Consider the following 20,931-nt stretch of genomic DNA (forward strand, 5'->3'; position numbering starts at 1 on the left):
GCAAGGGAATCGGCACGAGCGCTGATTCTACGGACTATACGGCCGACTTCAACCAGGCCTCGAAGGTGCGCAGGGCGTCGGAACGCTCGTCGCGCTGCGGGTAGCCGAAGTAATAGCCCTGCCCCACGGCCAGCACCTGCGGCACCGGCTGCACCAACTCGCCGGCCTGCAGCGCGGGCTGGGCCAGGAAGTGCGGCACCAGCCCCACGCCCAGGCCGGCCTGCACGGCCGCCAGCATCATGGTGAACAGTTCGTAGCGCGGCCCGCCCGCGGCCTGCGGGCCGTAGGCCTGGCGGTTGGCCCCGTACCACTGGCGCCAGGCGTCGGGGCGCGAACTCAGGTGCAGGTGGGTAAGCCCCGCCAGGCCGTCTTCGGCGCGGCGCGGCAGATGCGGCGCGCAGACCGGCACCAGCTCTTTTTCGGGAAACAGCAGCACGCCCTGTGTGCCGGGCCAGATGCCGCTGGCGTGGTACAGCGCGCCGTCGAAGGGCTGGTCTTTGAACTGGAACGGCAGCGTGCGCACCGACAGGCTGACGGTGATGTCGGGGTGCTGCCGCTGGAAGCCGGCCAGGCGCGGGATCAGCCAGGTGGTGGCCAGCGTGGGCAGCACCGCAATATGGATGCTGCGGCCCATGCCGGTGCGGCTGACCAGGCCGAAGGTGTCTTTCTCGATCTGGTCCAGATGGTGGCGGATGCGCCCGGCATACTCGGCGCCGTGTTCGGTCAGCACGATGCGGCGGCGCACCCGCGTGAACAGCTGCACGCCCAGGCGCGCCTCGAGGCTGGCCACCTGGCGGTACACGGCGCTGTGCGTCAGCGCCAGCTCTTCGGCGGCGCGCGAAAAGCTGCCCAGGCGGGCCGACGCCTCGAAGGCCTGCAGGGCGCTGAGATTGGGAATGCCGTTTCTCATGGGAAGATAGCGTTTATCTGCGGGACGACGTGCCGGCAGGTCACTACATTGTGCAATTTTATCAATTGCATTGTGCAACCCAGGAACATTATTCTCGACGGCTTGAATTCTGGCTGATTATGACGACTTCTACCTCCCCCACTCCCCGCCTGGGCGGGCACATCCTGGTCGACCAGCTGGCCGCCCACGGCGTCAAGCATGTGTTCTGCGTGCCCGGCGAAAGCTACCTGGCCGTGCTGGACGGCCTGCACGACGCGCAGATCGACGTGACCGTGTGCCGCCAGGAAGGCGGCGCGGCCATGATGGCCGACGCGCACGGCAAGCTGACCGGCGAGCCGGGCATCTGCATGGTCACGCGCGGCCCGGGCGCGGCCAACGCCATGGCCGGCATCCACATCGCCAAACAGGACTCCACCCCGCTGATCCTGTTCGTGGGCCAGATCGAGCGCGGCATGCGCGAGCGCGAAGCGTTCCAGGAAATGGACTACCGCGCCGTGTTCGGCACGCAGGCCAAGTGGGTCACCGAGATCGACCAGGTCGAGCGCATCCCCGAGCTGGTGTCGCGCGCCTTCCATGTGGCCACCTCGGGCCGCCCCGGGCCCGTGGTGATCGCGCTGCCCGAAGACATGCTGACCGAGACCGCCAGCGTGGCCGACGCGCCGCGCTACGAGGTGATCGACACGGCGCCGGCCGCCGGCCAGCTCGACGAACTGCAGCAGCTGCTGTCGCAGGCCCGCGCGCCCGTGGCCATTCTGGGCGGCTCGCGCTGGAGCGCCGAGGCGGTGGCCCAGTTCGCCGACTTCGCGCAGCGCCTGGCGCTGCCCACGGCGGTGTCGTTCCGCCGCCAGATGCTGTTCCCGGCCGACCACCCCTGCTTCATCGGCGACGTGGGCCTGGGCATCAACCCCGCGCTGGCCAAGCGCGTGGCCGATGCCGACCTGGTGCTGCTGGTAGGCGGGCGCATGTCGGAAAGCCCCAGCCAGGCCTATACGCTGCTGGACATCCCGGTGCCGCGCCAGAAGCTGGTGCACGTGCATCCCGACAGCGCCGAACTGGGCCGCGTCTACCGCGCCACGCTGGCCGTCAACACATCGCCGGCCGCCTTCGCGCGCGCGCTGGCCGGCGTGCAGGGTCCGGCGCAGCCGGCCTGGGCCGACGGCACCGCCGCGCTGCGCCAGTCGTACCTGGACTGGAGCGATCCGGCCAAGGTGCGCACGCCGGGCGCGCTGCAAATGGGCGAGGTCATGGCCTACCTGGAACGCACCCTGCCGGCCGACGCCATCATGACCAACGGCGCTGGCAACTATGCCACCTGGCTGCACCGCTTTCACCGCTTTACCCGCTACGGCACGCAATTGGCGCCCACCTCGGGCTCCATGGGCTACGGCCTGCCGGCCGCCGTGGGGGCCAAGCGGGTCCAGCCTGAAAAAACCGTGGTGTGCTTTGCCGGCGACGGCTGCTTCATGATGCACGGCCAGGAATTCGCCACCGCCGTGCAGTACGGCCTGCCCATCATCGTGGTGCTGGTCGACAACGGCATGTACGGCACCATCCGCATGCACCAGGAAAAGCACTACCCCGGCCGCGTATCGGCCACGGCGCTGCAGAACCCCGATTTCGCCGCGTATGCGCAGGCCTTCGGCGGCCATGGCGAACGGGTTGAAAGCAGCGAGCAGTTCGGGCCGGCCTTCGAACGCGCGCTGGCCAGCGGCAAGCCGGCCATCCTGCACTGCCTGCTCGACCCCGAAACCATCTCGCCGTCGACCACGCTGGAAAAAATCCGCGACGCGGCGCTGCAGGCCCGCAAGTAAGCGGGCGCGGCGCTCACCAATTCCCCTATTCCCACATACATACCGGAGACTCGCCCCATGTCCTCGAATCCTTCTTTCCACTGGCAAGACCCGTTGCTGCTCGACCAGCAGCTCACCGACGAAGAACGCATGGTGCGCGACGCCGCCGCGGCCTACGCGCAAGACAAGCTGGCGCCGCGGGTGCTCAACGCCTTCCGCAACGAGCAGACCGACCCGAAGATCTTCGCCGAAATGGGCGAGCTGGGCCTGCTGGGCGCCACCATCCCCACCGAATACGGCGGCGCCGGGCTGAACTACGTCAGCTATGGCCTGATCGCCCGCGAGGTCGAACGCATCGATTCCGGCTACCGCTCGATGATGAGCGTGCAGTCGTCGCTGGTGATGGTGCCCATCAATGAATTCGGCAGCGAAGCGCAAAAGCAGAAATACCTGCCCAAGCTGGCCAGCGGCGAATGGATCGGCTGCTTCGGCCTGACCGAGCCCAACCACGGCTCGGACCCCAACGGCATGGAAACCCGCGCCGTGCTGACCGACAGCGGCTACAAGGTATCCGGCAACAAGATGTGGATCACCAACTCGCCCATCGCCGATGTGTTCGTGGTGTGGGCCAAGTGCGTGGGCGGCGACTACGACGGCAAGATCCGCGGCTTCATCCTGGAAAAAGGCATGAAGGGCCTGTCGGCCCCGGCCATCCACGGCAAGGTGGGCCTGCGCGCCTCGGTCACCGGCGAGATCGTCATGGACGAAGTCGAAGTGTCGGCCGAGCAGATGCTGCCTGACGTATCCGGCCTGCGCGGCCCCTTCACCTGCCTGAATTCGGCGCGCTTCGGCATCGCCTGGGGCGCGCTGGGCGCGGCCGAGGCCTGCTGGCACACCGCGCGCCAGTACACGCTAGACCGCAAGCAGTTCGGCCGCCCGCTGGCGGCCAACCAGCTGATCCAGAAAAAGCTGGCCGACATGCAGACCGAGATCACGCTGGGCCTGCAGGGCTGCCTGCGCCTGGGCCGCATGAAAGACGAAGGCACGGCCGCGGTGGAAATCACCTCGATCATGAAGCGCAACTCGTGCGGCAAGGCGCTGGACATCGCGCGCCTGGCGCGCGACATGCTGGGCGGCAACGGCATTTCCGACGAATTCGGCGTGGCCCGCCACCTGGTGAACCTGGAAGTGGTCAACACCTACGAAGGCACGCACGACGTGCACGCCCTGATCCTGGGCCGCGCCCAGACGGGCATCCAGGCGTTCAGCTGAGCCGCCGCGGCGGTCGAGGTCGATCCAGGTGTCAGGCACCGCAGGTGCCCGACACCTGGATGCAGGCCGGCCGCTGCGCGGCTAGGCGCCCTCGCCCAGGTCGAACAGGCTGGTGGCGTCGAGTTCCAGTACGGCTTCGTCGTGCTGGTTCAGCACGATCCAGCTCCATGAAATGATGCCCAGGTCGGCGCGCGAGGTCGAGCGGCGCACCGCTTGCACACGCGCATCCAGGCGCAGGGTGTCGCCCGGGCGCACCGGCACGCGCCAGCGCACTTCGCCCAGGCCCGGCGAGCCGAACGATTCCGAATCGTGCAGAGCGGCATCGACCGCCATGCGCATGGCCAGGGCGCAGGTATGCCAGCCGCTGGCGATCAGCCCGCCCCAGCGTCCCTGCGCGGCGCGCTCGACGTCGGTGTGGAACCATTGCGGGTCGTACTGGCGGGCAAAATGCAGCATCTCGGCTTCGGTCACGGTGACCGGACCTGCCTGGATCAGCATGCCTTCCTTGAATTCTGCGAACTTCATGTCGGCTTCTCGAATGGAAACCGGCGTGCCAGGGCACGCCGGAGCATCTGGCCGGTGCGGGCCGCGTTGCGGGCGCGCGCCGGCTAATAGGTTTCGAAATGCAGCCGCCCCTCGCGGCGCAACGCATCATGCAGAATAGTCCAATCCTGGCCGGCTTGCACGGCCACGTCGCGCAAGGCGTCCAGCACGCCGGTCTCCATGCCCTTCAGGCCGCAGACATAAATACAGGTGTTGGCGTCGGCCAGCAGCTCCAGCACATCGGCGGCGCGCTCGCGAATCAGGTCCTGCACGTAGCGGCGCGGCTGTGAGGCATCGCGCGACAGCGCCAGGTTGATGTCGATGAAATCGCGCGGCAGCTTCATCAGCGGGCCGAAGTACGGCAACTCGCGCTGCGTGCGCGCGCCGAAGAACAGCATCAGCCGCCCGTTGGTGCCGCGCTCGATGCGGCGGCGGCAGCGCTCGGTCATGGCGCGCATGGGGGCCGAACCGGTGCCGGTGCAGATCATCATCAAGTTGGCGCGCGCGTGGTTGGGCATCAGGAAGGTATTGCCGAACGGCCCGATCACCTGCACGGTGTCGTTCCTGGCCAGGTCGCACAGGTAGTTCGAACACACGCCCAGCGCCGGCTGGCCCTGGTGGTCTTCGGTAACGCGCTTGACCGTCAGCGACAGGTTGTTGTAGCCGGCCCGCTCGCCGTCGCGCGGGCTGGCCAGCGAATACTGGCGCGCGTGGTGCGGGCGCCCCTGGGCATCGGCGCCCGGCGGCAGGATGCCGATGGACTGCCCTTCCAGCACCGGAAACGGCAGGCTGCCGAAATCCAGCACGATGTGATGGATGTCGCTGTCGGTGTCCGCGTCGGTGACGCGATAGTTGCCCACCACCGTGGCAATGGCGGGGGTCTTGTGCGTATACAGGTTCACGTACGGATGCGCGGCCGACCACGGCGGAATGCTGGCGCCCGGCAACTGCGCGGCGGGCATAGGCGGCGCCGCCTCGGGCGCGCTCGCCGCCGGCTGGGCGGCATCCGCCGCCGTGTCCGCCGCGGCGCCGGCGTCCTGGCCGGCCGGCAGCGGTTTTTCGCCGGGCAGCTCGTCCCAGCCGAACTGGTCCTGCACGCTGTACGCCTCGGCGCGCAGCACCAGCCGCCAGTTGTCGATCGACCCGGTCGGGCATGGCGGCACGCAGGCCATGCAGCCGTTGCAGATGTCCGGGTCCACCACATAGTTGGTGCCATCGTGCGTGATGGCGTCGATGGGGCAGGTTTCCTCGCACGTGTTGCAGCGGATGCAGATCTCGGGGTCGATCAGGTGCTGCTTGAGCACTTCGGGCGGCAAGGGGGCATTCATTGCCGGGCTCCTGTTCCTAGTTGAAGCGCACGTACTCGAAGTTCACCGGCTGGCGGTTCACGCCCATGACGGGGGGCGCGATCCAGTTGGCGAACTTGCCCGGCTCGTCCACGCGGCCCATCAGCGAGGCCACGAAGGCGCGGTCTTCCGCGGTGGGCAGCCACTTGTCGCGGTGGGCCTGCCATTGCGATTCGCCGAGCACCTCGCCTTCGGGCGCGACGCGGATGCCGGCCAGGGTGCCGATCTGCCGGTTGAAGGCCTTGTGCGGCACCGACAGGCGGAACGGTAGGCCGCTTTTCTCGATAACCTTGTTCCAGCGCCCGACGCCGGCCATCGAGTCGCGGATGAAGTCGTCGCGCAGCACTTCGTTCAGCGCATTCAGCATGGGCACTTCGATTTCGCGCAGCTTGCCGCCGTCCACGCTCAGCACGCGGTAGGTGTCGTTCTTGAGCTGGTGGTCGTCGGTGCGCTTGCCCTCTTCGTAGCGGCCTTTCAGGCCCGAGCTGTAGAAAATGGCGGCGTTGGACGACTGGTCGGCGCCGAACAGGTCGATGGTGACGCTGTAGTGGAAGTTCAGGTAGCGCTGGATGGTGGGCAGGTCGATCACGCCGGCGGCGCGCACGGTGGCGGGGTCGTCGGTCTTGAGCTGCTTCATCACTTCGCAGGTGCGCTGGATGATGCGCGACACGCCCGACTCGCCCACGAACATGTGGTGCGCCTCTTCGGTCAGCATGAACTTGGTGGTGCGGGCCAGCGGGTCGAAACCCGACTCGGCCAGGGCGCACAACTGGAACTTGCCGTCGCGGTCGGTAAAGTAGGTGAACATGTAGAACGCCAGCCAGTCGGGCGTCTTTTCATTGAAGGCGCCCAGGATGCGCGGGTTGTCGGCGTCGCCCGAGCTGCGCTCGAGCAGCGCGTCGGCCTCTTCGCGGCCGTCGCGGCCGAAGTAGCGGTGCAGCAGGTACACCATAGCCCACAGGTGGCGGCCTTCTTCGACGTTGATCTGGAACAGGTTGCGCAGGTCGTACTGCGACGGCGCGGTCATGCCCAGGTGGCGCTGCTGCTCGATCGACGCGGGCTCGGTGTCGCCCTGCGTGACGATGATGCGGCGCAGGTTGGCGCGGTGTTCGCCCGGCACGTCCTGCCACACGTCGCGGCCCAGGTTCTCGCCGAAATGGATCTTGCGCTGGCCGTCCTGCGGGGCCAGGAAGATGCCCCAGCGATAGTCGGGCATCTTCACATGGTCGAAATGCGCCCAGCCGTCGGGCTCGACACTGACGGCGGTGCGCAGGTACACGTCGAAACCGTGCGAGCCGTCGGGCCCCATGTCCTGCCACCACTGCAGGTAATTGGGCTGCCAGTGTTCCAGCGCGCGCTGCAGGGCGCGGTCGCCGGACAGGTTGACGTTGTTGGGGATCTTGTCACTGTAATTGATGCCGGACATGTCTGCTCTCTCCGTGATGGGCGGTGGGGTCTACACCCGATTCCAGTCAAATGAAGCCTGCTCGCCCTTGCCGTACAGCTTCAGCGCGCCCTTTTCACCCGCGGCGTTGGGGCGGTTGAATATCCAGTTCTGCCAGGCGGTCAGGCGGCCGAAGATGCGGGTTTCCATGGTTTCGCGGCCGCCGAAGCGCAGGTTGGCCTCGAGCCCGGTCAGCGCGTCGGGCGACAGCGCGCGGCGCTCTTCCAGCGCCAGGCGTACTTCGTCGTCCCAGTCGATACTGTCGGGCGCGAACGTGACCAGGCCCAGTTCCAGCGCGCGCGTGGCGGGCAGCAGCTGCCCCGCGGCGGCGCGCACGGCTTCGAGCGGCAGCGTTTCTTCATAAAAGCGGCGCTGCAGGCGGCTTTGCCCGTTCACCAGCGGATAGGCGCCGAAGTTGCGTTCGTCCACCACGATCTGTGCCGGCGCGTCGGCGTCTTCGTCATCCAGCATGTAGATGCGGTCGGCGGCCAGGGCCAGCTCGAACAGCGTGCCGGCGAAGCACGAGCCCGGCTCGATCAGCGCGAAGATCGAGCGCGAGGTCACATCCAGGCGCGCCAGCGTGCGGCGCAGCATGCCGGCGGTCTCGCGCACGAACCAGTGGCCGGCGTGCTGCTGCAGGGCCGCGTCGGCGGCCAGCACGGCCGCGCTGTCGCCTTCGGTCTTGAAAACCCAGGTGCCCAGGTCGGGCTCGTTGGTGCGCAGGCCGAGGATGGCGTCGTCGAGCTCGCGCGCCATCTGCAGCGGCCACCAGGCCGCGCCGGCCGCCACGATGGCGTCGATGTCCTGCTCCACCGGCGCCTGCGGGCCGCGGATGGTCCAGGTGGCCAGGCGCGCGGCGCGGTCGAACGCCACGTCGACATAGCGGTACGACAGGCGGCTGCCGGTTTCGGAGCGCTCCAGCGGCGTCAGCGCGACCCCGTGCTCTTGCGCGGGGCGGTCGCTGGCAGCCGCCAGCTCGGCCGCGCGCGCCTGCACCGCGGCGTCGAACTGGGCCGGCTTGACCACCTGGTCGACCAGCCGCCAGTCTTTGGCGCGCTGGCCGCGCACGCCTTCGACCAAGGTGCAGAAGATGTCGGCGTGGTCGTGCCGCACCCGGCGTTTGTCGGTCACGCGGGTCAGGCCGCCCGTGCCCGGCAGCACGCCCAGCAGCGGCACTTCGGGCAGGGCCACCGCGGAAGAGCGGTCGTCCACCAGGAATATCTCGTCGCAGGCCAGCGCCAGTTCATACCCGCCCCCCGCGCAGGCGCCGTTCAGCGCGGCAATGAACTTCAGCCCGCTGTGGCGGCTGGAGTCTTCAATACCATTGCGGGTTTCGTTGGTGAACTTGCAGAAGTTCACCTTCCAGGCATGCGACGACAGCCCCAGCATGAAGATGTTGGCGCCCGAACAGAAGATGCGGTCTTTCATGCTGGTCACCACCACCGTGCGCACCTCGGGGTGTTCGAAGCGGATGCGCTGCAGGGCGTCATGCAGCTCGATATCGACCCCCAGGTCGTAGGAATTCAGCTTGAGCTTGTAGCCGGGGCGCAGGCCGCCGTCTTCGGCCACATCCATGGCCAGCGTGGCGGTCGCGCCGTCGAATTTCAGCTTCCAGTGCCGGTAGCGGGCCGGCTCCGTCTGGAAGTCCACGCGGGAGGTGGGGCTGCTCATAGATGCGCTCTCCTGAATCTTGCCGTGACATGAAAAATACTGCATTTGATGAATTAAAGTGCAGATTAGTGCACAAAAAAAAGCTCGTCAAGCAAAACATGCAGAAAAGTGCAGGCCGATACCGAGAAGGGTTGCACAGGCATGCCCAGGCATCAGGCTCGATAGATGCCGTGCGGCGGCCCGAATTCACTGATCGAGTCCCGCGCCGTCCGGCCGGGCGGTGTCGGCGCGTTGGGCGGCGGGGCAGCCTGCGCAGCAGGCCGAGGGCGCNTCAACGTGACCAATCGTACCCACGTTCACGTGCGGCTTGGTACGTTCAAACTTGCCTTTTGCCATGGCTGACTCCTGACCTGGATTGAAGCTTCTGACTAAGAAGAGAACAAAAAGTAGTGGTGCCCATGACGCGGATCGAACGCGTGACCTCTCCCTTACCAAGGGAGTGCTCTACCACTGAGCCACATGGGCAAATTCTGGAGCGGGTGAAGGGAATCGAACCCTCGTCGTAAGCTTGGAAGGCTTCTGCTCTACCATTGAGCTACACCCGCAGGCTACCCTTTCACCACTCGCCCGTATTCTGCAGTGCCCGCCGCACAGCGAACCGTGCGGAAAAACCTGGGCCTTACATTGAGAATCCAGGCCCAAGCCTGGATTCGGAATATGGGTCTCTGGTGGAGGAGGTTGGATTCGAACCAACGTAGGCGCAAGGCCAACAGATTTACAGTCTGCCCCCTTTAACCACTCGGGCACCCCTCCAGCGGAGAACTAGGGATTATGGACACTTTTAAACTGGAAGTCAAATCAGGTGGCGCGCCGGCCTAGTAGCGATCAAAGAAATCCTGCAGCCTGGCCGGGTCGCGGGTCAGCGACAGGCCCAGCATCAGCAGGATGCGGGCTTTTTGAGGGCTGAGTTCGCCTGCGGCGATGAAGCCGGCGGCGGCGTCATCGACTTCGACGTTGCGGCCGACCCGGCCGCTGCCCGTGCGGCTGGCGCGCACCACGGCCACCCCGCCGGCCGCCGCGCGCCGCAGCGCCTGCAGGGCGACATCGGTGGCATTGCCGTCGCCCACCCCCGCCAGCACGATGCCGCGTGCGCGCGTGGCGAGAAAGTCGATCAGGTCGGCGCCCAGGTCGACCCCGGCGTGGACGATGTCGACGCGGGGCCAGCCGGCGGCGTCGAGGGCTTCCAGCGAAAAGGCGCTGGCGCCGGAATGCACGGTGTCGTTGCGCGAAAAGAAGCTGGCCTGCGCGCCGCGCATGACCCCTGCCCTGCCGCGATTAGGCGAGGCAAAGGCGTTGACGCCCGCGCAGGCGATTTTTTGCACCTCGCGCGCATAGTGGATGTCTTCGTTCATGACGACCAGCGGCCCGCGCCCGCGCGCGGCGGCACAGCCGGCCAGAGCCACGGCGTGGAACAGATTGGCCGGCCCGTCGGCCCCTGGCGCGGTGGCCGGCCGCATTGCGCCGACCAGCACCAGCGGCTTGTCGTGGCGTATGACCAGGCTGAGGAAATACGCGGTTTCTTCGAGGGTGTCGGTGCCGTGGGTGACGACGATGCCATCGACCGCCGGATCGCCGCACAATGCCTCGATGCGGCGCGCCAGGCTGGCCCATACGCCATGCGTCATGTTCTGGCTGCCGACACTGGCCACCTGCTCGGCCTGTATGCGCGCCAGCCCGGCCAGGCCGGGCACGGCGTCCAGCAGCTGGCCGACGTCCAGCGCGCCGGCACGGTAGGCGTGCGACGCGGTGTCAGCCTGGGCGCCAGCGATCGTGCCGCCGGTTGCCAGCACGGCAATTGCCGGCAGGCGGGCTTCAGGCATCCAGCACCCCGGACAGACCCTGGCGCTCGAGCAGCGAGTTGAGATGTTCCCAGCCGTGGAAATCGATGACGATCTGGCCCTTGTCACGGGCGCCCACTTTCAGGGCCACGCGCGTGCCCAACTGGTCGGACAGGGCTTCTTCGAGGCGCGCCACATCGCGCGAGGCGCCATTGCTTTTCTTGCGCGGCGCCGCTTCGGATTCTTTGGCGGTTTTGGCGACCAGCTTTTCGGCTTCGCGCACCGACAGGCGCTTGGCGATGATCTGGTTGGCCAACTGGATCTGCATGGCGGCATCGACCGCCAGCAGCGCGCGCGCGTGGCCCATGTCGATGTCGCCGGCCAGCAGCATGGTTTGCACCGCGGCAGCCAGGTTCATCAGACGCAGCAGGTTGCTGGTGGCCGAACGCGAGCGGCCGATGGCCTGGGCGGCCTGTTCGTGCGTGAGGCCGAACTCGTCGAGCAGGCGGCGCACGCCCTGCGCTTCTTCGAGGGGATTGAGGTCTTCGCGCTGGATGTTTTCGATCAGCGCCATGACCGCGGCGTTTTCGTCGGCGACTTCGCGCACCAGCACGGGCACTTCTTTAAGGCCTGCCAGCTGGGCGGCGCGGAACCGGCGTTCGCCGGCAATGATTTCATAGTGGCCCGGGTCGTCGCTGAGCGCGCGCACCAGGATGGGCTGCATGATGCCCTGGGTGCGGATGGATTCGGCCAGTTCGTTCAGGGCGCCTTCGTCCATGCGCGTGCGCGGCTGGTATTTGCCGGCCCGCATCTTGATGACGGGCAGCGTCGACGGCGGCCCTTCGGCCTTGGCCGGGGCTTTGCCGATGGTATCGATAGCGGGCCCGTCTGCGCCGAGCAGGGCATCCAGCCCGCGGCCCAGACCCTTGGGTTTTTTGGTGGCCATGTCGAGTGATCCTTTTACAACTTTCGATTCTTGCTGCGGCCGCCTTGCGGACCGCATGCCAGGGCGCCGACCACGGCAACGCCCCCTTCAGGCGCAAACTGGAACGATACGCCCGGCCGCGAACGCGGTGAACGTGTGGATAACCCCAGCATGGCGAGGAAGGCGTCCATGGCGCGGCATCAATCCATGGTTTCGACGCGCTTGACCATCTCGGCGCCGAAGGAAATATAGGCCTGGGCCCCGCGCGAGGCCTGGTCGTACACCACGCCGGGCAGGCCGTAGCTGGGCGCTTCCGCCAGACGGACGTTACGGGGAATGACCGTGGAAAACACCTTGTCTCCGAAGTGCGATTCAAGCTGGGCCGATACCTGCTGCTGCAGTGTCATGCGCGGGTCGAACATGACACGCAACAGACCGATCAATCGCAGCTCGCCGTTGATGTTGCGGTGCACGCGCTTGATGGTGTTGACCAGGTCGGACAGCCCTTCGAGCGCGAAGTATTCGCACTGCATGGGAATGATGACCCCGTGCGCGGCCGCCAGGCCGTTGAGGGTAAGCAGCGACAAGGTGGGCGGGCAGTCGATGAGCACGAAATCGTATTGGTCGACGATGTTGTCGATGGCCGATTTCAGCTGGCGTTCGCGCTCGTCCATGTTGACCAGGTCGATCTCGGCGCCGGAAAGTTCGCGGTTGGCGGGCAGTACGTCGTAGCCCCCTGCTTCGGACCGTACGCGGGCCTGCTCGATGGACGCATCGCCGATCAGCACCTGGTACAGATTGGATTCCAGGCTGCTTTTGTCGATGCCGCTGCCCATGGTGGCGTTGCCCTGCGGATCGAGGTCTACCAGCAGCACCCGCTTGCCATAGGTGGCCAGGCCCGCCGCCAGGTTGATGGCGGTGGTGGTCTTGCCGACGCCGCCTTTCTGGTTCGCAATGCAGAATACGCGGGCGCCACGCGGGCTGGACGATGTGGTGTTCATAGAGTTCCTTAACTGCGACGCATCCAGATCAGGCAGCGTTGCGCATCCAGCGTCGGGACTTGCAGCGCCTGGATGTCTTGCACCTGCCATTCGCCCTGCTGGCGCAAGGCTTGAATCTCGTCTTCCGGGACCTTCCCTTTCATGGCGACGAGCGTACCATCGTTGCGCACATGGCGACCCGCCAGCGACGCAAAATCATTGAGCGAAGCGAATGCGCGCGAGATGACGATATCGCAGCCGGCCGGCGGCAGATCTTCGACCCGCGCATGCAGCGCGCGCAAATTGGGCAACGCCAGCACGCCGGACATCTGCCGCACGAAGGCCATTTTCTTTTCCACCGCATCGACGCAAGCCACTTGCCAGCTGGGCCGCATGATGGCGAGTACGACGCCGGGCAGGCCTGCGCCCGAGCCGATGTCGTACACGCTGGCCGCCGCGCCCGCTTCGATGGCGCGGCTGAGCGGATTGACGACGCTCAGGCTGTCGAACAGATGCTGCACCAGCATCTGCCGAGGGTCGCGAATGGCGGTGAGGTTATAGGTGCGATTCCAGCGCTGCATTTGCGCCAGATAGGCCAGCAGTTTGCCGGCTTGCGGTTCATCCACCTGCAGGTCCAGGGTTTCGCTGGCTTGGCGCAAGCGCTGCGCCAGGTCGGCGTCGGGCGCCGCGCCTTCGTGCTGCGCAGGCGGGCTCATGCGGCTTGCTTGCGCGAGCCGTAGTGCAGGCGCTTGAGATGGATGAGCAGCAGCGAGATGGCTGCGGGTGTCACGCCGGAAATGCGGGCGGCCTGCCCGATGGTTTCCGGACGGTGCGCCTTGAGCTTCTGCCGCACTTCAAACGACAGGCTGCTGACCGCGTCGTAATCGATATCGGCCGGAATGCGCTGTTGTTCATGCGCCAGGTGCTTTTGCACTTCGTCCTGCTGGCGGGCAATGTAGCCGGCGTACTTGACCTGTATTTCAACCTGCTCGGCCAGGATCTCGTCGCCCGCCACGCCGGGGCCGGCCAGCAAGCTGCCGTCGGTGTTCCGGGCCTGCATCAGCGCGGCATAGGAAACCGCGGGCCGCTTGAGTAAATCTGATAGTGAGTACTCACGTTCAATTGCTTTGCCGAGCAAGGGTTCGGCCGCTTCTACGGGGAAACTGCGCGGATTGACCCAGGTGGACTTCAGGCGTTCGACTTCCGCCGCAACGGCGTCGCGCTTGCGGCTGAACGCGTCCCAACGCGCGTCGTCCACCAGGCCCAGTTTGCGTCCGATTTCGGTCAGGCGCAGATCGGCATTGTCTTCGCGCAGGCTCAAGCGGTATTCAGCGCGCGATGTGAACATGCGGTACGGCTCGGTTACGCCGCGGGTGACCAGGTCGTCGACCAGCACACCCAGGTAGGCTTCGTCGCGGCGCGGTGTCCAGGTGTCGCGGTCCAGTGCCTGCAGTGCGGCATTGGCGCCAGCGAGCAGGCCTTGCGCCGCGGCCTCTTCATAGCCGGTGGTGCCGTTGATCTGGCCCGCAAAATACAGGCCGCTGATGGCCTTGGTTTCCAGGGTGCTCTTGAGCGCGCGAGGGTCGAAGTAGTCGTATTCGATGGCGTAGCCCGGCCGCAGAATGTGCGCGTTCTCGAGCCCCGGCAAGGAGTGGATCAGATCCCACTGCACATCGAAGGGCAGGCTGGTAGAGACGCCGTTGGGATAGACCTCGTGTGTATCCAGCCCTTCGGGCTCCAGAAACACCTGGTGCGAGGCCTTGTCGGCAAACCGGTGGATCTTGTCTTCGATAGACGGGCAATAGCGCGGGCCGACGCCTTCGATCACGCCACTGTACATGGGCGAGCGATCGAGCCCGCCGCGAATGATGTCGTGGGTGCGCGCATTGGTATGAGTGATCCAGCAGGGCAGTTGCCGCGGGTGCATGGCGGCGCTGCCCAGGAACGAGAATACCGGCACCGGGTCCAGGTCGCCTGGCTGCTCTTCCAGAACGCTGTAGTCGATGGTGCGCCCGTCAATGCGTGGAGGCGTGCCCGTCTTGAGCCGCCCTTGCGGCAACTGCAGCTCTTTCAGGCGCTGCCCCAGGGAGTTGGCTGGCGGGTCTCCCGCGCGACCGCCGGAGTAGTTCTGCAAGCCCACATGAATCAGGCCGTTCAAGAACGTTCCAGCCGTCAGCACGACTGTACGAGCGCGAAACTTCAGGCCGATCTGTGTCACCGCCCCAACCACATGATCGCCCTCGACCATCAGGTCATCTACCGCCTGCTGGAATATCCACAGATTTGGCTGGTTTTCCAGACGGCTGCGGATAGCCTTGCGATACAGCACACGATCAGCCTGGGCGCGCGTGGCTCGTACCGCTGGGCCTTTCGAGCCATTCAAGATCCGGAATTGGATACCTGCTTCATCAGTGGCAATCGCCATTGCGCCACCCAGCGCGTCGACCTCTTTGACCAGATGTCCTTTCCCAATACCGCCGATTGACGGATTGCAGGACATTTGCCCCAGAGTTTCGATGTTGTGCGTCAGTAGTAGTGTCTTGGCGCCAATACGGGCTGCGGCTAACGCGGCCTCGGTGCCGGCGTGACCGCCACCGACGACGATCACGTCAAATTCGCGGGGGTAATCCATGATGAAAAGCGAGAGGAAAGAGCTGGTTGACTCCATTATAGAGGCGACCTCGGTAATGTTTCACGTGAAACCTTGAGCGGAGTTGCAACTACTGGCGTCTCTGCAACAACGCTCGATGTTTCACGTGGAACATTCGAATAGCGCCAGGCTACCGCCGCTACTCATGGTTTCACGTGAAACAATAGCGACGCAGAGCACCCCGTCGCGAGACAACAAACGGGCGAATGTATCGACAGACCGAGGCATGCCCTGGGCAACTATCCACAATCTACTCACAGGCGCTGCCTCGCTTTTGACGCATCAAATGACGTTCAGACGCCCTGGGGATATCTCTGTGAACAACTCCAGCCCCTGTGCCGCGCTGCAGCAGCAACAGCCTTCACGCAAGCAACAAGATGCGCGGCCAAAGCAGAAGCCCGTGGCCCGCCCTCGGGCTTAAACACCGGAAAACACGGAGCTTTTTCATGCCGTAGGCCGGCAAACGCCGGCCCGTGGCTGCCGATAGTCTTCTACCTATGGGCCGGCATGTTCTTATAACCATGCTGTGCAAAACTAAGCGCGGGCCCGTTCCAGCCGGCGACGGCGCACAAGACCAAGGGCCGCGGGCCTGAAAACTATCCACAGAGTTATGCCCGCAGTTACCCACATGCCGCCCCCTCTGCGCGACACACATACGGCAGGCCGGCAAAAGTATCTGCCGGCCCACCGGGTTCTGCGCGAATGCCCAGATGTGAAAAGCAAGTGCGGTACGCGCCGCCAACGGGCCTGGATATAACAACGCCCCGGAAGCCATGCGGCTGCGGGGCGTTGCACCAGGGGGAGGGCCCCTGGTTTACGGGAAAGCGGGATTTCCCGATTTAAAGCGGCCGAATATCGGCCGCTTGAGGCCCTTTCGGGCCGTCCTTGACTTCGAATTCGACTTCCTGGCCTTCGTTCAGGCTGCGATAGCCGCGGCCCTGGATAGCCGAGAAATGCGCGAATACGTCGGTGCCGCCGGCGTCCGGCGTGATGAAGCCGAAACCCTTATCGGCGTTGAACCATTTGACCTTGCCCTTCTGAACCATTTGTATAGCGTCCTGGAAATAAAAACGAATGCAAGTGAATCAAGGACGCCAACGCCTGAGAGATGCCTGTGCAACACTTGAATCAACTGCGAAAGTCAGCATACTCACGCGTCTTGGACAAAACAAATAGTTGTTTACCCCTATGTGGCTTTTTCCCCATGATGGTGCCCGGAAATATGCCTGTCACCGGCACTGCCACCGGCCCTTGCCCGCGGCCTGGTTAGTGGGATACTTACGCGGGTTCTTCTTCCACTCTTACCACGCTGCTTCATCGCCATGATCCGATCCAAGCTGCCAGATGTCGGCACGACTATCTTTACCGTCATGAGCCGGCTGGCCATTGAACACCAAGCCATCAACCTGGGGCAGGGCTTTCCCGACTTCGACCCGGACCCCCGGCTGTGCGAGCTCGTGGCGCGGGCCATGAGCGCGGGCCACAACCAGTACCCATACATGCCCGGCGTCGCCCCGCTGCGCCAGGCGATTGCCGAGAAAACCCAGGCACTGTACGGCCGGGCCTACGACCCTGAAACTGAAATCACCGTTACCAGCGGCGCGACCGAAGCCCTGATGGCCACCGTGCTGGCGGCAGTCAACAGTGGCGACGAGGTGGTGGTGATCGAGCCGTGCTACGACTCGTATCTGCCGGCGATCCGGCTGGCCGGCGGCACCGCGGTGCCCGTGCCGCTGCGCGCCCCCACACCCGACGACCCGTACTACCGCATCGACTGGCAGCGCGTGCGCGACGCGATTACCTCGCGCACGCGCCTGCTGATGCTGAATTTCCCGCACAACCCGACCGGCGCCGTGCTGGACGACAGCGACCTGGATGCGCTGGAAAGCATAGTGCACGACACCGGCGTGCTGTTGCTGTCGGACGAGGTTTATGAACACATCGTGTTCGACGGCAAGCCGCACGCCAGCCTGGCCCGGCGGCCGCTGCTGGCCGAACATGCTTTCGTGATCTCGTCATTCGGCAAGACGTACCACACTACCGGATGGAAAGTGGGCTATTGCTGCGCGCCCCGCCAACTGAGCGCCGAGCTGCGCAAGGTGCATCAGTTCATGGTGTTCACGGTGTCGTCGCCCATGCAGTTCGGGCTGGCTGAATACATGCGCGACCCCAAGCCGTACAACGACCTGCCGGCGTTCTACCAGGCCAAGCGCGACCGCCTGGCCGCGGGCCTGGCGCGCACGCGCTTCAAGCCGCTGCCCAGCCCGGGCACGTTTTTTATGCTGGCCGACTACAGCGCCATCTCGAAGCAGTCTGAAGCCGATTTTGCTCGCGACTTGACCGCGCAGCATGGTGTAACGGTGATCCCCGTGTCGGCCTTCTACCAGCATCCCGATGCCGAATCATCCAACCACCAACTGGTGCGGTTCTGCTTCGCCAAGAAAGACGCCACGCTGGACGCAGCCATCGAGAGACTGGCGAACGTATAAAAAAATGGGGCCGGATGGGCGTCCATCCGGCCCCGGCAGAAGCAGCGCGGTCAGACGGCCGCTTTGCGCGCCTGGCGGCTTTCGCGAACCCGGCGCAGCAATTGCGGAACGACAACCACGGCTGCGGCGGCAATCCACAGGCCCACCGACACCGAGCTGCTGTACAGCACGGAGACGTCGCCGTTGGTGATGGACAGTGCGCGGCGCAGGTTCTGCTCCATCATGTCTCCCAGCACCACGCCCAGTACCAGCGGCGCCATGGGCACCCCGAACTTGCGCAGGAAGTAGCCGATCGTGCCGATGCCGACCACCATCAGCAGGTCGAAGGTGCCCGAGTTGATCGCATACACGCCGATGTAGCTGATGCTGAGAATACCCGGCACCATCAGCCAGCCCGGCACCGACAGCACCTTGGAGAACACGCGAACCATCGGCACGTTCATCAGGAACAGCAGCACGTTGGCGATGAACAGCGAAGCGATCAGGCCCCACACCAGTTCGGGCTTGGTATCGAACAGCACGGGGCCCGGCGTGATGTTGTACAGCGTCAGGGCGCCCATCATCACGGCAGTGGTGCCCGAGCCCGGCACACCGAGCGTCAGCATGGGCACGAACGAACCGATGGCCGACGCGGTCGCGGCGGATTCGGGCGCGACCAGGCCGCGCATGTCGCCCTTGCCGAACTTGGCGTCGGGATCCTTGCTTTCGATAATGCGCTTTTCCTGCGAGTACGCCACGGCGGCGGCCACGCTGGCGCCGGCGCCGGGCAGCACACCCACGCCGAACCCGACCAGCGCACTGCGCCCGATGCTGCCGGCGGTGAAGGCCAGCTCTTTCAGGTTGAACAGCTTGCGGCCGCTGGACTTGACCTCGACGCTGTGGCCGGCCACGACCTTTTCCAGCATTTCCAGCATTTCGGCCACCGCAAACAAGGCAATGACCACCACGACGAAGTCGATGCCGTCAGCCAGGTGCACAGAATCGAAGGTGTAGCGATACACGCCTGAGTTGGAATCGACGCCGATCACCGAAATTCCCAGGCCGATCATGGCGGCCAGCACGCCCTTGACCGGCTGCTTGCCCAGCAGGCTGGTCAGGCAGCAGAAAGCAAAGACCATCAGCACGAAATACTCGGCCGGCCCGAATGCCAATGCCCATCTGGCCAACAGGGGAGCCAGCAGGATGATGCCGATGACCGAGACGATGGATCCGGCGAACGCCGAGGCGGCCGACAGCGACAGGGCTACGTTGGCCATACCCTGCCGGGCCAGCGGATAGCCGTCGAGCGTGGTCATGATGGCGCTGGCCTCGCCCGGCACATTCAGCAGGATGGAGGTGATGCGTCCCCCATATTCAGCCCCTACGTACACCGCGGCCAGCAGAATCAGTGCGGTTTCCGGCGGCAGGTTCATCGCGAAAGCGATGGGTATCAGCATCGCCACGCCGTTGATGGGGCCCAGGCCGGGCAGTACGCCGACCATCGTGCCGATGAACGAACCGATGGCCGCCACCAGCAGGTTGGTCAGCGAAAAGGCGACGCCGAAACCGATAGACAGGTGATCGAGAATGGCGCTCATAGCAGGTCTCCCAGTACGCCGACAGGCAGCACCACATCCAGCGCCTGGTCAAACAGCAAAAAGAAGAACACGCCCATGATGACGCCGCCCAGGGCGCATTTCAGCCAGGTTCCGCCAAACAGGCGGCCCACGAAAATCGTCATCAGGGCCGTGGAGATGATGAATCCGAGCCACTGGAACAAGAATGCGTAAGCCGCCGCGGCCAGCACCATCAGGGCGATGCGCGAGTTGGCGCCCGCCGAATTCTTTTCCACGGGGTTGCCGCCCTTGATGGCCAGGCGCAACCCGCACAGGCCGATGATCAGCGCCACCAGCATCGGAAAGGCGCGCGGCCCTACCGGTTCGTAGGCAAACGGGGCTTCGATATCCCAGCCCAGCCACGTCATGAGGCCAGCCAGGATCAGGGCGAAAATGCCCAAAGTTCGATCATTCATGATCCAGTTTCCAGAAATCGGAAAGCCGCCAGCGCACCGGCGCAGGGGTCAGGCGCGCGGCGGCGTGGAACGGGGCGGCCGGGCGCCGCCCCAGGGGCTTACTTTTTGACCAGGCCGAAGCTGTCGGCCAGTTCGCGGTACATCTTCACGCGTTCTTTGACGTAGGCATCGAGTTCGGCGCCGGTCTTGTTGAACGGGAACAGGCCCTGCTGCTCGCGCAGCTTGGCGTATTCCGGCGAAGACATGGTCTTGTTGAAGGCATCTACCCAGAATTGGTAGTCTTTGTCGGACACCTTGGGGCCAACGTAGAAGCCGCGGATGATGGGCCAGTCGATGTCATAGCCCTGTTCCTTCGCGGTAGGCACCGAGTTCAGCTTGCCGGGCAGGCGTTCGTTGTTGAACACCGCCAGCACGCGGATCGGCGCGCCACCTTCCAGCATGGTGAAGGCTTCGGCCGCGTCACCCATGTAAGCCTGGATATGGCCGCCGCGCAGCGCGGTCACGGCTTCGCCGCCCCCTTCAAACGCCACGAAACGCATCTTGCGGAAATCCACGCCGGCCGCCTTGGCGGTCAGGGCGGCTTTCATCCAGTCCTGGCTGCCCACGGTGCCACCGGCGCCCAGCACGATCTTGGTGGGGTCTTTCTTGAAAGCCTCCATCAGGCTCTTCAGATCGGTATAGGGCGAATCATTGCGCACCACGGCCACGCCGTAGTCGGTACCAATGCCCGCCAGCCAGCGCACGTCGTCGACGTTGTACTTGCCGAACTTGCCCTGCGCCAGGTTCAACAGCGAACCGCCCGAGAACGCCACGATGGTGCCGGGCTCGTCGGGATGCTGGGCCACGATGTTGTTGTAGGCCACTGCGCCGATGCCGCCGGGCATGTAGATGATGCGCATGGGTTCTTTCAATGCGCCGCTTTGCTTCAGGCCTTCGGTGGCCAGCCGGCAGGTCAGGTCGAAACCGCCGCCGGGCTGGGCCGGCGCGATACATTCGGGCCGGCGCGGCTCGTCGGCCGCGTGGGCAGCCATGCCCACAGACAGCGCACATGCGCCAATAACCGCCGCCAGGCGGGCTTTCAGGAAGGATTGCATCTTGCGGTCTCCGTGAATCGCTTTTTGG

Annotated in this window: 17 protein-coding genes, 3 tRNA genes and 1 pseudogene; 3 read left to right on the forward strand and 18 right to left on the reverse strand. The window is 65.3% G+C overall.

Going from position 1 to position 20,931, the window contains the following annotated elements; all coding sequences use genetic code 11:
• Positions 1-34: 34 nt before the first annotated feature.
• Positions 35-910, reverse strand: coding sequence for a LysR substrate-binding domain-containing protein (locus J2P76_RS21045; RefSeq protein WP_207409787.1), 876 nt, complete (start codon positions 908-910; stop codon positions 35-37).
• Positions 911-1,029: 119 nt separating this feature from the next.
• On the opposite strand from J2P76_RS21045, the gene J2P76_RS21050 reads away from it, so the two are divergent.
• Together J2P76_RS21050 and J2P76_RS21055 are read left to right on the forward strand one after the other, a co-directional pair.
• Positions 1,030-2,721 (forward strand): thiamine pyrophosphate-binding protein, encoded by a 1,692-nt coding sequence (locus J2P76_RS21050; protein WP_207409788.1) that lies wholly within the window; start codon positions 1,030-1,032, stop codon positions 2,719-2,721.
• A gap of 57 nt (positions 2,722-2,778) precedes the next feature.
• Entirely contained in the window at positions 2,779-3,972 is a 1,194-nt protein-coding gene (locus J2P76_RS21055) for an acyl-CoA dehydrogenase (protein WP_207409789.1), read from the forward strand.
• Positions 3,973-4,053: 81 nt separating this feature from the next.
• Here J2P76_RS21055 and J2P76_RS21060 read toward each other — a convergent pair whose 3' ends face one another.
• The 14 genes and pseudogenes from J2P76_RS21060 to J2P76_RS21125 all read right to left on the reverse strand — a co-directional run bounded on the left by J2P76_RS21060 (position 4,054) and on the right by J2P76_RS21125 (position 16,355).
• Positions 4,054-4,497, reverse strand: a complete 444-nt coding sequence (locus tag J2P76_RS21060) for a MaoC family dehydratase (RefSeq protein WP_207409790.1) — start codon at positions 4,495-4,497, stop codon at positions 4,054-4,056.
• 83 nt (positions 4,498-4,580) lie between these two features.
• Positions 4,581-5,843, reverse strand: coding sequence for a benzoyl-CoA 2,3-epoxidase subunit BoxA (boxA, locus tag J2P76_RS21065; protein WP_207409791.1), 1,263 nt, complete (start codon positions 5,841-5,843; stop codon positions 4,581-4,583).
• Between the two features lie 16 nt (positions 5,844-5,859).
• Positions 5,860-7,287: a benzoyl-CoA 2,3-epoxidase subunit BoxB gene (gene boxB, locus J2P76_RS21070; protein ID WP_207409792.1), complete on the reverse strand. Its 1,428-nt coding sequence runs from the start codon at positions 7,285-7,287 to the stop codon at positions 5,860-5,862.
• Positions 7,288-7,317: 30 nt separating this feature from the next.
• Positions 7,318-8,976, reverse strand: coding sequence for a 2,3-epoxybenzoyl-CoA dihydrolase (gene boxC / locus J2P76_RS21075; RefSeq protein ID WP_207409793.1), 1,659 nt, complete (start codon positions 8,974-8,976; stop codon positions 7,318-7,320).
• Positions 8,977-9,249: 273 nt separating this feature from the next.
• Positions 9,250-9,312: pseudogene (locus J2P76_RS21080) on the reverse strand (GTP-binding protein); the annotation flags it as partial.
• 54 nt (positions 9,313-9,366) lie between these two features.
• Positions 9,367-9,441 (reverse strand) — tRNA-Thr (locus J2P76_RS21085).
• Between the two features lie 6 nt (positions 9,442-9,447).
• Positions 9,448-9,521 (reverse strand) — tRNA-Gly (locus J2P76_RS21090).
• 121 nt (positions 9,522-9,642) lie between these two features.
• Positions 9,643-9,729 (reverse strand) — tRNA-Tyr (locus J2P76_RS21095).
• Between the two features lie 62 nt (positions 9,730-9,791).
• Positions 9,792-10,796: an asparaginase gene (locus J2P76_RS21100; protein ID WP_207409794.1), complete on the reverse strand. Its 1,005-nt coding sequence runs from the start codon at positions 10,794-10,796 to the stop codon at positions 9,792-9,794.
• A complete protein-coding gene (locus J2P76_RS21105; RefSeq protein WP_207409795.1) occupies positions 10,789-11,700 on the reverse strand; it encodes a ParB/RepB/Spo0J family partition protein in 912 nt (303 codons plus the stop codon). Before J2P76_RS21105 ends, J2P76_RS21100 begins: the two co-directional genes overlap by 8 nt.
• Positions 11,701-11,879: 179 nt before the next feature.
• Positions 11,880-12,680 (reverse strand): ParA family protein, encoded by an 801-nt coding sequence (locus J2P76_RS21110; RefSeq protein WP_207409796.1) that lies wholly within the window; start codon positions 12,678-12,680, stop codon positions 11,880-11,882.
• A gap of 8 nt (positions 12,681-12,688) precedes the next feature.
• Positions 12,689-13,375, reverse strand: coding sequence for a 16S rRNA (guanine(527)-N(7))-methyltransferase RsmG (gene rsmG / locus J2P76_RS21115; RefSeq protein WP_207409797.1), 687 nt, complete (start codon positions 13,373-13,375; stop codon positions 12,689-12,691).
• Entirely contained in the window at positions 13,372-15,291 is a 1,920-nt protein-coding gene (gene mnmG, locus J2P76_RS21120) for a tRNA uridine-5-carboxymethylaminomethyl(34) synthesis enzyme MnmG (protein ID WP_207409798.1), read from the reverse strand. The genes rsmG and mnmG overlap by 4 nt, the downstream gene beginning before the upstream one ends.
• Before the next feature lie 857 nt (positions 15,292-16,148).
• Complete coding sequence (locus J2P76_RS21125; RefSeq protein ID WP_012251794.1) at positions 16,149-16,355, reverse strand: cold-shock protein; 207 nt, start codon at positions 16,353-16,355, stop codon at positions 16,149-16,151.
• A 276-nt stretch (positions 16,356-16,631) separates the two neighbouring features.
• Between J2P76_RS21125 and J2P76_RS21130 the strand changes: the two genes are divergently transcribed.
• Positions 16,632-17,798: a pyridoxal phosphate-dependent aminotransferase gene (locus J2P76_RS21130; protein WP_207409799.1), complete on the forward strand. Its 1,167-nt coding sequence runs from the start codon at positions 16,632-16,634 to the stop codon at positions 17,796-17,798.
• Between the two features lie 50 nt (positions 17,799-17,848).
• Here the strand turns inward: J2P76_RS21130 and J2P76_RS21135 are convergent, their stop codons facing one another.
• The 3 genes from J2P76_RS21135 to J2P76_RS21145 form a co-directional block, all read right to left on the reverse strand.
• Positions 17,849-19,375, reverse strand: a complete 1,527-nt coding sequence (locus J2P76_RS21135; protein WP_207409800.1) for a tripartite tricarboxylate transporter permease — start codon at positions 19,373-19,375, stop codon at positions 17,849-17,851.
• On the reverse strand, positions 19,372-19,809 hold the full coding sequence (locus J2P76_RS21140) for a tripartite tricarboxylate transporter TctB family protein (protein ID WP_207409801.1): 438 nt from the start codon (positions 19,807-19,809) through the stop codon (positions 19,372-19,374). Before J2P76_RS21140 ends, J2P76_RS21135 begins: the two co-directional genes overlap by 4 nt.
• Before the next feature lie 98 nt (positions 19,810-19,907).
• Positions 19,908-20,903, reverse strand: coding sequence for a Bug family tripartite tricarboxylate transporter substrate binding protein (locus J2P76_RS21145; protein WP_207409802.1), 996 nt, complete (start codon positions 20,901-20,903; stop codon positions 19,908-19,910).
• Positions 20,904-20,931: the final 28 nt, after the last annotated feature.

It is taken from the genome of Bordetella petrii, assembly GCF_017356245.1.
Classification (GTDB): domain Bacteria; phylum Pseudomonadota; class Gammaproteobacteria; order Burkholderiales; family Burkholderiaceae_B; genus Bordetella_A; species Bordetella_A petrii_D.

Coding starts and splice junctions, on each gene's coding strand:
- J2P76_RS21045 (WP_207409787.1), bottom strand. CDS start 910: ATGAGAAACGGCATTCCCAATCTCAGCGCCCTGCAGGCCTTCGAGGCG.
- J2P76_RS21050 (WP_207409788.1), top strand. CDS start 1,030: ATGACGACTTCTACCTCCCCCACTCCCCGCCTGGGCGGGCACATCCTG.
- J2P76_RS21055 (WP_207409789.1), top strand. CDS start 2,779: ATGTCCTCGAATCCTTCTTTCCACTGGCAAGACCCGTTGCTGCTCGAC.
- J2P76_RS21060 (WP_207409790.1), bottom strand. CDS start 4,497: ATGAAGTTCGCAGAATTCAAGGAAGGCATGCTGATCCAGGCAGGTCCG.
- boxA (WP_207409791.1), bottom strand. CDS start 5,843: ATGAATGCCCCCTTGCCGCCCGAAGTGCTCAAGCAGCACCTGATCGAC.
- boxB (WP_207409792.1), bottom strand. CDS start 7,287: ATGTCCGGCATCAATTACAGTGACAAGATCCCCAACAACGTCAACCTG.
- boxC (WP_207409793.1), bottom strand. CDS start 8,976: ATGAGCAGCCCCACCTCCCGCGTGGACTTCCAGACGGAGCCGGCCCGC.
- J2P76_RS21100 (WP_207409794.1), bottom strand. CDS start 10,796: ATGCCTGAAGCCCGCCTGCCGGCAATTGCCGTGCTGGCAACCGGCGGC.
- J2P76_RS21105 (WP_207409795.1), bottom strand. CDS start 11,700: ATGGCCACCAAAAAACCCAAGGGTCTGGGCCGCGGGCTGGATGCCCTG.
- J2P76_RS21110 (WP_207409796.1), bottom strand. CDS start 12,680: ATGAACACCACATCGTCCAGCCCGCGTGGCGCCCGCGTATTCTGCATT.
- rsmG (WP_207409797.1), bottom strand. CDS start 13,375: ATGAGCCCGCCTGCGCAGCACGAAGGCGCGGCGCCCGACGCCGACCTG.
- mnmG (WP_207409798.1), bottom strand. CDS start 15,291: ATGGATTACCCCCGCGAATTTGACGTGATCGTCGTCGGTGGCGGTCAC.
- J2P76_RS21125 (WP_012251794.1), bottom strand. CDS start 16,355: ATGGTTCAGAAGGGCAAGGTCAAATGGTTCAACGCCGATAAGGGTTTC.
- J2P76_RS21130 (WP_207409799.1), top strand. CDS start 16,632: ATGATCCGATCCAAGCTGCCAGATGTCGGCACGACTATCTTTACCGTC.
- J2P76_RS21135 (WP_207409800.1), bottom strand. CDS start 19,375: ATGAGCGCCATTCTCGATCACCTGTCTATCGGTTTCGGCGTCGCCTTT.
- J2P76_RS21140 (WP_207409801.1), bottom strand. CDS start 19,809: ATGAATGATCGAACTTTGGGCATTTTCGCCCTGATCCTGGCTGGCCTC.
- J2P76_RS21145 (WP_207409802.1), bottom strand. CDS start 20,903: ATGCAATCCTTCCTGAAAGCCCGCCTGGCGGCGGTTATTGGCGCATGT.